The 14,911-nt window shown below is 71.0% G+C and carries 11 protein-coding genes; 5 read left to right on the forward strand and 6 right to left on the reverse strand.

Translation table 11 applies throughout. The features are described 5' to 3' along the window. Positions 1 to 4: 4 nt before the first annotated feature. Together AB0O28_RS26855 and AB0O28_RS26860 are read right to left on the reverse strand one after the other, a co-directional pair. Positions 5 to 2,497, reverse strand: coding sequence for a transglycosylase domain-containing protein (locus tag AB0O28_RS26855; protein ID WP_363644752.1), 2,493 nt, complete (start codon positions 2,495 to 2,497; stop codon positions 5 to 7). Positions 2,498 to 2,658: 161 nt separating this feature from the next. Continuing rightward, positions 2,659 to 3,126, reverse strand: a complete 468-nt coding sequence (locus AB0O28_RS26860; RefSeq protein WP_363644754.1) for an Lrp/AsnC family transcriptional regulator — start codon at positions 3,124 to 3,126, stop codon at positions 2,659 to 2,661. A gap of 97 nt (positions 3,127 to 3,223) precedes the next feature. Here AB0O28_RS26860 and hppD point away from each other — a divergent pair, with 97 nt between their 5' ends. From hppD to AB0O28_RS26875, 3 genes are all read left to right on the forward strand, one after another. Beyond that, the gene (gene hppD / locus AB0O28_RS26865; protein ID WP_363644756.1) at positions 3,224 to 4,327 is read left to right on the forward strand and encodes a 4-hydroxyphenylpyruvate dioxygenase; all 1,104 of its coding nucleotides are present in this window, start codon (positions 3,224 to 3,226) and stop codon (positions 4,325 to 4,327) included. 160 nt (positions 4,328 to 4,487) lie between these two features. Further along, on the forward strand, positions 4,488 to 4,994 hold the full coding sequence (locus tag AB0O28_RS26870; RefSeq protein ID WP_363644758.1) for an RDD family protein: 507 nt from the start codon (positions 4,488 to 4,490) through the stop codon (positions 4,992 to 4,994). Positions 4,995 to 5,112: 118 nt separating this feature from the next. Next, on the forward strand, positions 5,113 to 6,639 hold the full coding sequence (locus tag AB0O28_RS26875) for a M1 family metallopeptidase (RefSeq protein ID WP_363644760.1): 1,527 nt from the start codon (positions 5,113 to 5,115) through the stop codon (positions 6,637 to 6,639). A gap of 19 nt (positions 6,640 to 6,658) precedes the next feature. Here AB0O28_RS26875 and ilvA read toward each other — a convergent pair whose 3' ends face one another. Genes ilvA through AB0O28_RS26890 form a run of 3 tightly spaced genes read right to left on the reverse strand, consistent with a single transcriptional unit; the run spans position 6,659 to position 10,180 of the window. After that, on the reverse strand, positions 6,659 to 7,873 hold the full coding sequence (gene ilvA, locus AB0O28_RS26880; protein WP_363644762.1) for a threonine ammonia-lyase: 1,215 nt from the start codon (positions 7,871 to 7,873) through the stop codon (positions 6,659 to 6,661). Positions 7,874 to 7,901: 28 nt separating this feature from the next. Then, entirely contained in the window at positions 7,902 to 8,885 is a 984-nt protein-coding gene (locus tag AB0O28_RS26885) for an ROK family protein (RefSeq protein WP_363644764.1), read from the reverse strand. Continuing rightward, a complete protein-coding gene (locus AB0O28_RS26890) occupies positions 8,882 to 10,180 on the reverse strand; it encodes an FIST N-terminal domain-containing protein (protein WP_363644766.1) in 1,299 nt (432 codons plus the stop codon). Before AB0O28_RS26890 ends, AB0O28_RS26885 begins: the two co-directional genes overlap by 4 nt. A 161-nt stretch (positions 10,181 to 10,341) precedes the next feature. Between AB0O28_RS26890 and AB0O28_RS26895 the strand changes: the two genes are divergently transcribed. Together AB0O28_RS26895 and AB0O28_RS26900 are read left to right on the forward strand one after the other, a co-directional pair. After that, on the forward strand, positions 10,342 to 11,751 hold the full coding sequence (locus AB0O28_RS26895; protein ID WP_363644768.1) for a sigma 54-interacting transcriptional regulator: 1,410 nt from the start codon (positions 10,342 to 10,344) through the stop codon (positions 11,749 to 11,751). After that, a complete protein-coding gene (locus tag AB0O28_RS26900; protein ID WP_363644770.1) occupies positions 11,748 to 13,805 on the forward strand; it encodes a hypothetical protein in 2,058 nt (685 codons plus the stop codon). Before AB0O28_RS26895 ends, AB0O28_RS26900 begins: the two co-directional genes overlap by 4 nt. Positions 13,806 to 14,039: 234 nt before the next feature. On the opposite strand, the gene AB0O28_RS26905 is transcribed toward AB0O28_RS26900, so the two are convergent. Next, positions 14,040 to 14,456, reverse strand: a complete 417-nt coding sequence (locus AB0O28_RS26905; RefSeq protein ID WP_363644772.1) for an SdpI family protein — start codon at positions 14,454 to 14,456, stop codon at positions 14,040 to 14,042. Between the last annotated feature and the right edge of the window lie 455 nt (positions 14,457 to 14,911).

The following is a 14,911-nucleotide window of genomic DNA, read 5'->3' on the forward strand; positions in this document are numbered from 1 at the left end:
CCTGTCAGCGGGCGGGGATCTGGGCGACCGGGAGCTGAGGCCCGGGAATCTGCGCGGCCGGGCCGGGCTGATCACCCTGACCGTCCTGGCCGGTCCGCCTGGCGCCCGGCTCTGTCTGACCGGCCCGCCTGGCGCCCGGCTCTGTCTGACCAGGCCGTCTCGCGCCCGTGCCGGTGGTGTTCGCGTCGGATCTGGCGTTCCCCGTCTCGGTGGCGGCGCCACGGGCGGGATCCTGGGCACCCGTGTCGCCGGCGCGGCCCGTGCTCGCCGGGCCTGTCAGGCCTGTCACGCCGCCGGTTCCGTCCGGGCCCGCGATGCCGTTCGCGCCGCCTCTCGGACCGGGCTCGCCGACCTGGCCGGCCGGGTTCTGCTGCTCCTCGTCCGCGCCTGTGGACCCGCCGGGAACGCCGGGCACGTCGGTGCCGGGCACCGTGGTCCCGTCACCCCGCCCGTACGGGATGGGCGATCCGGCGGGCCCCGACGGATAGGCCGTGGGCCCTCCGTCCTGCTGGGGCAGGGCCACGCCGTAGGTGTCCCAGTAGTAAGGGTTCCAGGTGACCGGGTCGGGGAACTCCCGGACCGGCTTGCCCTCCATGGCGGTGCTCATGAAGGTCTTCCAGATCTCGGCCGGCAGCGTGCCGCCGTACAGCTCGCCGTACCCGGGGACGGTCACCGGCTTGTTGTCGTCGCGGAACATGTCGACCGCGACGGCCAGCTGGGGGACGTAGCCGGAGAACCAGACCGCCGCCGACTCGTCGGTGGTGCCGGTCTTGCCCGCCACCGGGCGGTCCCACAGCTGCGCGGCCGTGCCGGTGCCGCCGCGCACCACCTGCTCCAGCGCGTACGTGGTGTCGGCGGCGGTGTTCTCGCTGAAGGCCCGGGTGCCGGCTGGGGCGAACTTACGGGTGAGTCCCGTGCCGTCGGTGACCGCACGGATCACGTGGGCCTCGTGGTGGATGCCTCCGGCTGCGAACGTGGCGAACCCGGAGGCCTGCTGCACGGCGCTCACCGACGCCACACCGAGGGGCAGCGTGGCGGCGCTCTGGTGCGGGGCGAGTTGCGCCGCGGGGATCCCGGCGGCCCGCGCCGCCCCCACGACCTTGTCGAGGCCGATGCGCTGCGCGAGGTCCACGAAGGCGGTGTTGACCGAATACTGCGTCGCCTGGAGCAGGGTGATCGCCTGCCCGTACGACTTGCCGCCGGAGTTGGGGATGTCGGCGGAGCCGATATGGATGGGGGAGTTGCCGTAGACCAGTGTGTCGAGGCCGTATCCGGCCTCGAGCGCCGCGGCCAGCGTGTAGGGCTTGAAGGTCGAGCCGGCCTGGACCTTGGCGGAGAAGGCGTTGTCGTACTGGTTGGTCTCGTAACGCCCGCCGTAGAAGGCGACGACCTCGCCGGTCGCCGGATCGACGGCCGCCAGGCCGGTGCGGACCTTCTTCGGGGTGTCGTCCGGCAGGACCGACTTGACCGCCTGCTGGGCCTGCGCCATCAGTTTCTTGTCGAACGTCGTGGTGACCTTCAGGCCGCCGTGGTTGATGTCCTCGTCGGTGTAGCCGAGCCGGTTCAGCTCGGCGCGCACCTGCGCCAGCATGTAGCCGTTCTGGCCGCCGAGGGACAGCGGCGCCCGCTGCTTGGCGAGGGTGGGGAACACCTGCGCGCCGGCCTCTTCGCGGGTGATCGCGCCGATCTCGCGCATCCCCTGGATCACCGACGCCCACCTGGCCTTCACCGCGTCGAGCGCGGCGCCGGTGGGGTTGGCGAACCGGGTGGGCTGCTGGATCACGGCGGCGAGGTAGGCGCCCTCGGCCGCCGTGAGGTTCTGCACGTCCTTGTCGAAGTAGGCCCGCGCGGCGGCCTGGATGCCGTACGCCCCGCGGCCGAAGTAGATGGTGTTGAGGTAACGCTCCAGCACCCAGTCTTTCGACTTGGAACGATCCACCTTCAGCGCGATCATGATCTCCTTGAGCTTGCGCCCGATGGAGCGTTCCTGACCGAGACCGCTGTAGTAGTTGCGGACCATCTGCTGGGTGATCGTCGAGCCGCCCTGAAGCTGGCGTCCGGTCACCGTCGACCACAGAGCGCGGGCCGTACCGGACAGGGAGACACCCTGATCCTGGTAGAACGTCCGGTTCTCCGCTGCGATCACCGCGCTTCTGACGACCTGCGGGACCTGCGTGAGCGGCACGTTCTTTCGGTTGACGCCCTCATTGGCGAGGACCGTCCTGCCGTCCCGGTAGTAGATCACCGAGCCCTGGGCCGTCGCCAGTTCCTGGGTGCTGTCCGGGATGGGGGTCAGCGCCCACACCACGGCGAGGAACACGACGAGCCCGGCGATCCCGGCGGACAGGCCCACGAGCAGGACGCGCGGCAGCCGTCTTCGCCGGCGAGGCTGCGGCGCGCGGCCGTCCCCGCCGCCTTCTCCCCCGTTCGGGCCGCCGAGCGGCGCCCGCGGATCCACGGCGCCCTCCTCGATCGGGCCCTCCTCGGCGCTGTCCACGCTGTGACCCCCGATAAGTCCGATACCCCCGATACGCCCATTTGTGCCCCCTGAGCTGGGCGGATGAGACCACGGTAAACGATGGCCATCGGTGGTCCGGCACTTCCCGCGACGTCTGTGGAAAAGCCTCACCCACGGAAGGACCCTGTGGAAAACGTGCGTCAGCCCCCGGCCGCGCGGACCAGCGGGAGAGTCCGGTACGGCACCGGCGTGTCGAGCGCGATCACCGACTCCGTCCGTACGACGCCCTGCACGTCCACGATCAGGTCGATCACGCGCTGGAGATCGGCGTTGCTGCGGGCGACCACGCGACAGAGCAGGTCTCCCCCGCCGGTGATCGTGTGGACCTCCAGGACCTCGGGGATGAGCGCGAGCTGGTCGGCCACCGGCACGTGCCCCGCGACCTGCCGGATGTGCAACGTCACGAACGCCGTCACGTCGAATCCGAGCGCGGCCGGGTCGATGTCCGGGCCGTAGCCGGTGATGACCCCCTTCGCGGCCATCCGGTCGAGCCGGGCCTGCACCGTCCCCCGGGCGACGTTCAGCCTGCGGGAGCACTCGAGCACGCCAATCCTGGGCTCGGCGGCCAGCAGGGCGACGAGCCGGGCATCGAGGTGGTCAATCGTCATAACGATTTCCTCTTACGTGAAGCGATCACTGAGCATATTGTCCACTGAATCAGGTCACTGTTGCACAAATTGGCCACACCAACGGACAGTTGAGGGCATGAACGATGTCTTTCCGGTTCACGGCATGGACGCGGTGGTCTTCGCGGTCGGCAACGCGAAGCAGGCCGCCCACTACTACTCGACCGCCTTCGGGATGCGCCTGGTGGCCTATCGGGGGCCGGAGACGGGCAGCCGCGACGAGGTGGCGTACGTCCTCGTGTCGGGCTCGGCCCGGTTCGAGCTGCGCGGAGCCGTACGCGCGGGCACGCCGCTCGCCCGGCACGTGGCCGAGCACGGCGACGGCGTCGTCGACCTCGCGCTCGACGTGCCGGACGTGGAGACGGCCTACCGCCACGCGCTGGAGCGCGGCGCGCGGGGGCTGGAGGAGCCCCACGTGGTCGAGGACGAGCACGGCAAGGTCGTGGTCGCGGCCATCGCGACCTACGGCGAGACCCGGCACACGCTGGTCGACCGCGCCAACTACACCGGCCCGTACCTCCCCGGATACGTCTCGGCCGAGCCTCTCGTCGCGCCGCCCGCCGTGAAGAACGGCCGGCTCTTCCAGGCGATCGACCACTGTGTGGGCAACGTCGAGCGCATGGAGGAGTGGGTGGAGTTCTATGAGAAGGTCATGGGCTTCACCAAGATGGCGGAGTTCATCGGCGACGACATCGCCACCGAATATTCGGCGCTGATGTCCAAGGTCGTCGCGGACGGCACCCGGAAGGTCAAGTTCCCGCTGAACGAGCCCGCCGAGGGCAAGAAGAAGTCCCAGATCGAGGAGTTCCTGGAGTTCTACGGCGGCCCGGGCGTGCAGCACATCGCGCTCGCCACCAACGACATCGTCACGACGGTGGACACGATGCGCGAGGCGGGCATCGAGTTCCTCGACACGCCCGACTCCTACTACGACGACCCGGAGCTGCGCGGCCGCATCGGCGAGGTCCGGGTGCCGGTCGAGGAGCTGAAGAAGCGGCGCATCCTCGTCGATCGCGACGAGGACGGCTACCTTCTGCAGATCTTCACCAAGCCGGTGGGCGACCGCCCGACCGTCTTCTACGAGCTCATCGAGCGCCATGGGTCCCTCGGCTTCGGCAAGGGCAACTTCAAGGCGCTCTTCGAGGCCATCGAGCGCGAGCAGGAACGCCGGGGCACGCTCTGACCCGGCTCGGTGTCCGGCGGATCAGGCCCCGCGGCGTCCGGGACGGCGCCTGTCCGCGCTCCGCCGCCTGGGGGACGCGACGGGCAGCATTTGACGGACACTCCCCAGCCTTTGCGCGCGCCCGGCTTTGACCGAAGGCCGGCGGGGTGACCATTCAGCCATGGGAACACCGCCGCCTCCGGGAAACCCGTACGAGGAACCGAGGATTCCCTGGACGCCCCCGCCCTTCGGGCAGACGGCGCCGCGGCTCGCCGGCCGCTGGCGCCGCCTGTTCGCCGGGATCGTGGACGCCGTGCTCGTCGGGCTCGTCACCTCGCTCCTCACCTGGGACAGTTGGAGGGTCGTGTACGACGGCACGACGGGGGCGGCGACGAGAATCCCGGTCGGCAGCGGCCTCCTCGCCGGGATCGTCGGATTCCTCTACTACTGGCTGCTCCAGTCGTTCTGGAACGGCCAGACGGTGGGCAAACGGCTGTTCGGCATGCGCGTCGTACGCGACACCGGGGCGCCTGCCGGTCCCGGGCCGATCGCGGTGCGGCAGGCGGTGGAGATCGTGCTGGGCTGGCTGTTCTGCCTCGGAGTGGTGAACCTCGCGTGGATCCTGTTCGACCGCAGGAAGCAGGCCCTGCACGACAAGGCGGCCCGGACGCTCGTGGTGGACGCGTGAGTTCCGCGCGCCCGCGGACCCCCTGCACCCCCCTGCGACCCCCGCGAACAGGGAAAACATCCGGAGTCACTACCCGGACCACGCCACCGCCTCGCGTACAGTTGCCAGACATATGTCCATGCATCGTCTTCCTTCGTTCCCCTCGCCGATCACGACGCCGACCGGCGCCCGGGGCAGAACGATCTCTGCGCTGATCTGTGCCGTGGCCGTCGGGACCGCCACGGCCTGCACTCCGTCCCAGGGCGCGGTCGCGCCGGCATCGGCGGACGCGGGCACGTCGAGGGCCACCCCCGGCGCCGACGGCACCACGAACACCGCAGGCGCCATGAACACCGCAGCCACCACGGGCGCTCCGGGAATCGGCGACCCCGACTTCCCCAGCGACGGCAACGGCGGCTACGACGTCCAGCACTACGGCCTCCGCCTGTCGTACGACCCGCCGACCAGGAAGCTCGCGGGCAGCGCCACGATCCGTGCGAAGGCCGTACAGGACCTGACGTCGTTCGACCTGGACCTGCACGGGCTCACGGTGAGCCGGGTGACGGTGGACGGCGCGGCGGCCTCGTTCAGCCGCAGCCGGGACGAGCTCGTGATCGAGCCTGCCCGGCGGGTTTCCGACGGCGACACGTTCGAGGTCACGGTCGACTACTCCGGTGTGCCGGAACCGATGCGCGACTCCGCCAACCTCGGCCGATACGGCTTCATCTCCACTCCGGACGGCGCGTTCGTCACGTGTGAGCCGAACGGCGCGAAGACGTGGTTCCCGTCGAACGACCATCCTTCGGACAAGGCGACCTACGACTTCCAGATCACCGTTCCCGAAGGGCTGACCGCGATCGCCAACGGCGAGATGGACGGGACGCCGCAGACGAAGGCGGGCAAGACGACCTTCGTTTGGCGGGAGAAGCACCCCATGGCGAGCTACCTCGCCACGATGACGACCGGGAAGTTCCAGGTCCGCACCGGCACGAGCGGCAAGGGCCTGCCGATCTACGCCGCCGTCGCCGACTCCTTCCGCGGCTCGCTCGACAAGCTCTTCGCCGAGACGGGAAAGATCACCGACTACTGGTCGAGCGTGTTCGGGCCGTACCCCTTCTCCTCGACGGGCGGCGTGATCGACGACTACGCGGCGGGGTACGCGCTGGAGAACCAGACCAAGCCCATCTACGGCGGTTTCTCCCCCGAGCCCGCGATCATCGCGCACGAGCTCGCGCATCAGTGGTTCGGCGACAGCGTGAGCATCGCGCGCTGGCGGGACCTGTGGCTGAACGAGGGCTTCGCGACGTACGCCGAATGGCTGTGGGCGGAGCACACCGGCCGGTACACGGCCGAATCGGCCTTCCAGCGCTACTACGCGAACGCGGCCGACCCGATGTGGGCCTATCCCCCGGGCACGGCCCGCGCCGACGACCTGTTCAGCGCCGCCGTCTACAACCGCGGCGCGATGACGCTGCACGCCCTGCGCAAGGAGATCGGCGACCAGAAGTTCTTCCCGCTGATCAGGGCGTGGACCGACGCCCACAGATACGGCAACGTCACGACGCAGGAGTTCATCGCGCTGGCCGAGCGCGTCTCGGGCAAGAACCTCAAGGAGCTGTTCGACGCCTGGCTGTTCCAGCCGAAGCGTCCCGCTCCGGTCACCTGAGCGGCCGGTGGCGGCGGAATCAGGAGAACAGCAGCTTGTAGCCGTCCCGCCGCAGCGCGCTCAGCACCTCGTCGCAGTGCGCGGGGCCGCGGGTCTCCAGTTGCAGCAGCACCTCGGCCTCCTCCAGGTGCAGGCGGGAGCCGAAGCGCTCGTGCACCACGTCGAGCACGTTGGCCCCGAGGTCGGCCAGCCGGGCCAACAGCGCGGCCAGCGCCCCGGGACGGTCGGTCAGCCGGATGCGGAAGGCGAGGTAGCGGCCCGCCGCCGCCAGGCCGTGCCGCAGCACCCTGGCCAGCAGCAGCGGGTCGATGTTGCCGCCCGACAGCACGACGACCACCGGCGGCTCGAACGCGTGCGGCTGGTCGAGCAGCGCCGCCACCCCCGCCACTCCGGCCGGCTCCACCAGCAGCTTCGAGCGTTCGAGGCACAGCAGCAGGGCGCGCGACAGCGACTCCTCCGAGACCGTCACGACGCTGTCCACGAGATAGTGGATCAGCTCGAACGGCAGGTCGCCCGGCCGCCCGACCGCGATGCCGTCCGCCATCGTGGGCGTGGGCTCGACCATGACAGGACGGCCCGCGGCCAGCGAGTCGGGGTAGGCCGCGGCCCTTTCGGCCTGCACGCCCACCACCTTGATCCCCGGACGCTGGGACTTCACCGCCAGCGCGACCCCCGCCGCGAGGCCGCCGCCGCCGATGGGCAGCACGATCGTCGCCGTGCCGGGAAGCTGCTCCAGGATCTCCAGGCCGACGGTACCCTGCCCGGCGACCACGTCAGGGTGGTCGAACGGGTGGATGAACACCGCCCCGGTCCGGTCCGCGTGCTCCCTGGCCGCCCGCAGCGCCTCGTCCACGGTGTGCCCCGCGAAGACCACGTCCGCGCCGTACGCGCGGGTGGCCTCGACCTTCGGCAGCGGCGCGCCCTCGGGCATGTAGACCGTCGACTTGGCCCCGACCAGCGACGAGCCCAGCGCCACGCCCTGCGCGTGGTTGCCCGCGCTGGCCGCGACCACCCCCCTGGCCCGCTCGTCCTCGCTCAGGCGCGCGATCCGCACGTACGCCCCGCGAACCTTGAACGACCCGGCCCGCTGGAGGTTCTCGCATTTCAGGTGGACCGGGCCGCCCACGATCTCCGACAGCACCCGTGAATGCAGGACGGGTGTCAGCGCCGCCACGTCGGACAGCGCCTCGCGCGCGGCGACGACGTCCTCGTACGTCACCTGTGGGACAGCCATGTGCCCATCATCACAGGTTCCGGCGCTCTCAGCGCTCCGGCGACCAGTACCTGCCGCCGGCCGCCACGAGGGCGGCGGCGCCGACGAGACCGGCGTCCTGGCCCAGCGCGGCGGGCACGACCCGCACCCGCCCGGCGAACCCCATCCGCGTGTGCTCCCGCAGCGCCTCCTCCAGGGGTGCGAACAACAGGTCGCCCGCCTGGCTGAGCCCGCCGCCGACGGTCACGAGGTCGAGGTCGCACAGGTTGACGGCCGAGGCGATCGCGATCCCCAGAGCCCGCCCCGCCCGGGCCATCGCGGTCCGCGCGATCGGGTCGCCCGCCGCGGCGTCGGCGGCCAGCCGGCGCGCGGTGGCCGTGCCCTCCTCCTGGTAAAGGTCCCCTTCGACGACGGCCTCGCCCCAGGCGCCGGCGGACGGGGACCAGCCCTGGGTGAGCGCCCAGGCGGCGAGACCGGGGCCGCGGGCGATCGCCTCCAGACAGCCGTTGCCGCCGCAACCGCAGGCCGGGCCCTCGGGGTCGACCACCACATGGCCGATGTGACCCGCGTTGCCCGTCCCGCCGTCGATGAGCCGGCCGCCGAGGATCAGCCCGCCGCCGACGCCGGTCGACACGACCATCCCCAGCATGGCCGCGCTTCCCCGTCCGGCACCGCGCCAGTGCTCGGCGACGGCCAGGCAGATCGCGTCGTTGTGGATGCGCACCGGGACGCCGGGGAAGCGCGCGGCCAGCCTCGCGCGCAGCGGGAAGCCTCGCCAGCCGCCCATGTTGAGCGGCGACACCTCCCCCTCCGGCCAGGTCATCGGGCCGCCGCAGCCGACGCCCACCCCGGCGAGGGCGGCCGGCGCGTCCAGCCGGTCGAGCAGGGTGGTCAGCGTCCGCCAGAGCGCCTCCGCGTCGGCGCCCTGCGGGGTGGCTGCCCGCTCGGCGGCCACGACCCGGCCGTCCGGCTCCACCAGGCCCACCGCGAATTTCGTGCCCCCGATGTCGACGGCCAGGGTGAGGTCGCTCACGCGTCCACTCCCCCGCCGCCCGGGAAACCCGTACCACCGGGGAAACCCGTGTCGCCCGGGAAACCAGTGTCGCCCGGGAAACCTCTGCCCCCCGAGAATCCCGTGCCGCCCGGGAAACCGGTGCCGCTGGAGAAGACGAGCAGCGACGCGGTGAAGCCGTGAACGTGGTTGTGCCCGCTGACCGGCCCGACCTCGCCCGCGGCGAAGAACCCCGCCACCCCGATGGGCCCCAGCGTCTCGCGCACGGCGAGCGCGTCGTGGTCGGCCGAGCCGAACATGCCCGAGCCCCGGCCGTTGCAGGAGAACAGCAGGGCCCCCTCGACCCGGCCGGAGTGTTGCTGCATGTGGGCGTCGAGCAGTTCGTAGAGGTCCTCGTCGGCGGCCTCGGCATCCCTGACCTGGAAGCGCACGGTCCTGCCGATCTCGATCACGTCGCCGACGGCCACCGCCTCGCGTTCGGGGTCGATGCCGATGACCCCCCGGATCAGGAAGTCACCGCGCTCGTGGCGCTCGGCGTACTCGTCCATCGCGATGCCGATCTGTAAGCCGGCGGCGACCAGGTCGCGGTCCTCCTCGTCGAGGGCGCTGACGATGTCCTCCAGGCGGGCCAGGGCGGGCTGGCCCGCGAGTTCCAGCAGCACGTTGTCCTCGGCCCGGGTGACGACCATGGACGGCCCGATCGGCCGGCAGCCCTGGCTGACGACGGTGCCGATGTTCACCGAGCCACCGATGATCACTCCGATCGCGCCGGAGTCGTGGACCTCTCCGTTGGCGAACAGCCGTACGGAACCACGGCCCTGGAGCCCGTTGGCCAGGCCGCCGACGATCGGCAGGCTGCCCAGCACCTCGTGCGAGTGCTCGATGAAGGCGTCGGTGGGAAAGCTGTAGGGGTCGGCGAGCAGGATCGCCGCCCGGTCGTCGGGGACGCGCTCGGGCAATCCCACGACCACGAACCTGTCCTCCGTCCGAAGCGTCTCCAGGGCGAAGGTGTCGATCCTGGCGCCGCCGAGGGAGGCCGCCCACGCGCTCACGGCCGGGGTCAGCTCCACGCCCTGGCCGTGCCCGATGACACCGGTCGCGCTGCAGCCGATCACGTCGGCTCCGGACGCCACGGACATCGCCCGCCGGCCCGCCCTGTCCACGTCGTCGGGATCGTCCCCGCAGATGAAGAAGCACACCAGGTCTGGCGGACCCGACAGGCCGGCCAACGCCTGGCGTACGGCCGTCTCGGCCGCTTCCACCAGGTTCGCGCCCACGGCGAGACCGTCGGCGAAGCGGCTCGTCAATACCGCCATGTCTCGCCCTCTCTTCCTCCGCGACTGTTTCCTTGGGCCGATTCTCCCCACTGAACGGAGGACGACGCACGGGCCGCCCGGCCAATTGGGCCAGGCGTCCCGCAGCCGTGTCTCCCAAACCCGGCTGCAGGATCGTCCGATGGGGACGTAGGCTCGACTGCGTGCACAAATCGCCCACGCCTGCCCCCAGCACTCTGCGTGAACTGCGCGAGAGTGGACACCGATACCGAACGGTCAAGGCCGAGATCAGGGAGAACCTCCTGGCCCGGCTGCGGGCCGGCGAGACACGGTTCCCCGGCATCGTCGGCTTCGACGACAGCGTCCTGCCCCACCTGGAGAGGGCGTTGATCGCGGGTCACGACCTCGTGCTCCTCGGCGAGCGCGGCCAGGGCAAGACCCGCCTGATCCGCACCGTCACCGGGCTGCTCGACGAGTGGTCGCCCGTGGTCGAGGGCTGCGAGATCAACGACCACCCGTACGCGCCGGTCTGCGTCCGGTGCCGTCGGCTCGCGGCCGCGCACGGCGACGACCTGCCGGTCGCGTGGAAGCACCGCGAGGACCGGTACGGCGAGAAGCTGGCCACCCCCGACACCTCCGTCGGCGACCTGATCGGCGACGTCGACCCCATCAAGATCGCCGAGGGCCGCACGCTCGGCGACCCGGAGACCGTCCACTACGGCCTGGTCCCCCGGACCAACCGGGGTGTCTTCTCCGTCAACGAGCTGCCCGACCTGGCCGAGCGCATCCAGGTGGCGCTGCTCAACGTGCTGGAGGAGCGCGACATCCAGGTCCGCGGCTACAACCTGCGGCTCCCCCTCGACATCCTGCTGATCGCCAGCGCCAACCCCGAGGACTACACCAACCGGGGCCGGATCATCACCCCGCTGAAGGACCGCTTCGGCGCGGAAATCCGCACCCACTACCCCCGTACGGTCGAGGACGAGCTGGTCCTGATCCGCCAGGAGGCCGACCTCGCCGCCCTCGGCGCGGATCTGCCCGACCACCTGGTGGAGGTGATCGCCCGGTTCACCCGCCTGGTCCGCGAGTCCACCGCGATCGACTCCCGCTCGGGCGTGTCGGCCCGCTTCTCGATCGCCGCCGCCGAGACCGCCGCCGCCTCCGCCGTACGGCGGGCCGCGCTGACCGGGGAGGAACGGCCCGTCACGCGCGTGTGCGACCTGCCCGGCGTGGTCCACACACTGCGCGGCAAGGTCGAGTTCGAGGTCAGCGAGGAGGGCCGGGAGATCGACGTGCTCTCCCACCTGCTGCGCCGCGCGACGGCCGAGACCTTCCGCGCCTCGCTCGGCGGGGCCGATCTCGCGCCGCTGCTGGACAGGTTCGGCGAGGGCGCCCAGGTCGAGTCGGGCGAGCTGGTGGCGGCCCACGAGCTGCTGCGCAGGATCGGACGCGTCGAGGGCCTGTCCAAGATCATGGCGAGGCTCGGCATGGGCGAGGGCGACGAGTCGCCCGGTCACGCCGCCGCGGCGCTGGAGTTCACGCTGGAGGGGCTGTACCTGATGCGCAGGCTGTCCAAGGACGAAACCGACGGCGGCACGGTGTATCGGACGTGACCTACTTCTACCGGGAGTATCACGACGGGCCGGACCCGCTCGCGCCGCCGTACGACGTGCGCTCGGCGCTGGACGAGATGGGCGACGCGATCCTGTCCGGCTCGACGCCGCTCGACGCGCTGCGCGACCTGCTGCGGCGCGGGCTCCCCGGCGCCCCCGACCGGCGCGGCCTCGACGACCTGCTCCGCCAGGTGCGGCGGCGGCGGCGCGAGCTGCGGGACAACACCCGGCTCGACGGCACGCTGGAGCGGGTGCGCGCCCTGCTCGACAAGGCGATCGGCCAGGAGCGGGCCGAACTCCAGCGGGGGTCCGGGGGTCGCCCCCCGGGAGAACGCAGTCCGGATCCGTTCGACGACGCCCGGTTCCGGGAGGCGATGCTCGACGCGCTGCCCACCGACACCGCGCGGGCGGTCCAGGAGCTGGCCGGCTACGACTGGCGGTCCGCGGCCGCGCGGCAGTCGTTCGAGGAGCTGCGCGACCTGCTGCGCAGGGAGGTCCTCGACAGCCAGTTCCGCGGCATGCGCGAGGCGCTGGCCAATCGCGACCCGACCGCCATGGAGCGGGTCCGGGAGATGATGTCGGACCTCAACGACATGCTGGACCGGGACGCCCGGGGCGAGCACACACAAGACGACTTCGACCGGTTCATGCAGAAATACGGGGAGATGTTCCCCGAGAATCCGCGGAACCTGGAGGAGCTGGTCGACCAGCTCGCCCGCCGCGCCGCCGCCGCGCAGCGGCTGCTCGCCTCGCTCACCCCGGAGCAACGGGAGGAACTCGCCGGGCTGATCAATCAGACGCTGGAGCAGGCGGGCCTGGCCGAGCAGATGCGCCGGCTCGGCGACGCCCTCCACGCCCGCCGGCCCGACCTGGCCTGGGGCGCCCCCGAACGGGTGTCCGGCGAGCAGCCGATGGGCATGGGCGACGCCGTGACGGCCCTGCAGGAGCTGGCCGACCTGGGCGACCTGGAGGCCGCGCTGCGCCAGGACTACCCCGGCGCGCGGCTCGACGACGTCGACGAGGCCGCCATCCGGCGCGCCCTCGGCCGCTCGGCCGTGGACGACCTGGAGGCACTGCGGCAGGTCGAGCGTGAGCTGGAGGCCCAGGGCTACCTGCGACGCAACCGCGGCAAGCTGGAGCTCACCCCCAAGGCCGTACGCCGCCTTGGAGAGACCGCCCTGCGCCGCGTCTTCGCCTCGCTCGACTCGGGCCGCCGGGGCGACCACGACCAGCGCGACGCGGGCACGGCCGGGGAGCCGACCGGATCGACCCGTCCATGGCGTTTCGGCGACGAGCAGCCCATCGACGTCGTGCGTACGGTGGTCAACGCCGTACGACGCGGCGCTCCGCCGGAACGGCACGGCCTCACACGGCACGACGTGACGGATTCCGATACGGGGGCGTCGCCCGTGGGGCGGGTGACCGGGGCCGGGGTGAGGCTGTCGGTCGACGACTTCGAGGTGACGGAGACCGAGCGCCGCAGCGCCGCAGCGGTGTGCCTGCTGGTCGACCTGTCGTACTCGATGGCCCTGCGCGGCACCTGGGCCGCGGCCAAGCAGACCGCGCTCGCGCTTCAGGCGCTCGTGGCCTCGAAGTTCCCGCAGGACGCGGTGCAGATCATCGGATTCTCCAACTACGCCCGGGTGCTGCGGCCCGACGAACTGGCCGGGCTCGAATGGGACATGGTGCAGGGCACCAACCTGCACCACGCGCTGCTGATCGCGGGCCGCCACCTCGACCGGCACCCGGACTTCGAGCCGGTCGTCCTCGTGGTGACCGACGGCGAGCCGACGGCACACCTGATGCGCAACGGGGCTCCCCGGTTCGAATGGCCCCCGTCGCAGGAGACGCTGACGCTGACGCTCGCCGAGGTCGACAAGATGACCAGGCGGCGTGCGACGATCAACGTCTTCATGCTCGCCGCCGACGACCGGCTGCGCGAATTCGTCGACGAGGTCGCCCGGCGCAACGGCGGCCGCGTCTTCTCCCCCGACGCGGACCGTCTCGGCGAATACGTCGTCAGCGACTTCCTCCGAGCCCGCCGCACCCGCTGACACTTGGCCGCGGCCGCGGCGGCACTCGCGGACGGGAGACGAAAACCTTCGAGTTTCTCAGAGCACGTCAATGGGAAATCCGCTCTTCAACCTGCACGAGGGTTTCGACAGTGTCGTCATATCCGTGCGGACCTGCGCCGCCCCAGGCGGAGACGAATGCCCTATCGCACCACGCCTTCATCGATCCGACGCCGGCCGGGCCGAGGAGACGAGCTTCCTCGATGAGACGCCGGATCAACCCGCACGTTTCCCATTCGGCTCCTGCGACATCTCGGAGGCCCGCCTGACCGCGATGATCGATCCCACCGCCAGAACGAGGATGCTGGTGATCACGGACAGCAGCAGGACGACGACGGCGAGATCCTCGTTCAGCAGGAGAGCGGGGACGACTCCGATGAGCGCGACGACGCCTGCGGCCAGGGCCCACGGCGCGGCCAGAGCGTGGGTGTCATACCAGATCGCTTCGCTGTGCATTGTTCGCTTGGTGCGAATGCCGAAGAGAGCGTTCGGCGCCAAGGTCCTGCGCGCCCCCATTCGCCCCATGGTGAGAAACGCTCCACCCAGAATCGCGAGAACCGCGGCGAAATAGATTCGCTCACCCAGTGAGGTAGATGCGTCCGCCGCTGCGGCGATCAGGGCGATTCCTGTCATGCCGACCTCCACGAGGTATTTCTATCGAGCAGATACAACGGTCCCACTCCAGAATAAGATCTTTTGGATCCGGCGGAAACCGGGTGGCAGGCCCCGAGCGAGGAATTCCGAAAAGGAGTGTGGCCCGCGGGCACTCCCGGCGGTTCGCCGTCCGCTGTGCGGGCAGGCTAGGGACATCGGCACGATTCGGGGGCGCGTCCGAAGCCGCAGGACTGACGGAGGCCGGAGAAGCGGCGGACAGCGGGCACGCGGGGAGACGGCGGCCGTGGTCCGTGAGATCGATAATCCGTTGCCGACCGGGTCGCAATCGGCGGACGATAGACAGGCATCCCCTTGTTCGCGCTGGTCGTTCCACATGCCGGTGGAAGGAGCGCTCCCATGTTCGCAGCAGTCGGCCTCGTCGTCCTCATGGTTGTCACCACGGTGCTGTTCGAGATGGCGGTCCACAACCGCCC

This window comes from Microbispora sp. NPDC088329 (assembly GCF_040685655.1).
Classification (GTDB): Bacteria; Actinomycetota; Actinomycetes; order Streptosporangiales; family Streptosporangiaceae; genus Microbispora.

Bases quoted from the DNA above. Each gene is read 5' to 3' on its own strand.
- AB0O28_RS26860 (WP_363644754.1), bottom strand. From the start codon at position 3,126: ATGACGATTGACCACCTCGATGCCCGGCTCGTCGCCCTGCTGGCCGCC.
- hppD (WP_363644756.1), top strand. From the start codon at position 3,224: ATGAACGATGTCTTTCCGGTTCACGGCATGGACGCGGTGGTCTTCGCG.
- AB0O28_RS26870 (WP_363644758.1), top strand. From the start codon at position 4,488: ATGGGAACACCGCCGCCTCCGGGAAACCCGTACGAGGAACCGAGGATT.
- AB0O28_RS26875 (WP_363644760.1), top strand. From the start codon at position 5,113: ATGCATCGTCTTCCTTCGTTCCCCTCGCCGATCACGACGCCGACCGGC.
- ilvA (WP_363644762.1), bottom strand. From the start codon at position 7,873: ATGGCTGTCCCACAGGTGACGTACGAGGACGTCGTCGCCGCGCGCGAG.
- AB0O28_RS26890 (WP_363644766.1), bottom strand. From the start codon at position 10,180: ATGGCGGTATTGACGAGCCGCTTCGCCGACGGTCTCGCCGTGGGCGCG.
- AB0O28_RS26905 (WP_363644772.1), bottom strand. From the start codon at position 14,456: ATGACAGGAATCGCCCTGATCGCCGCAGCGGCGGACGCATCTACCTCA.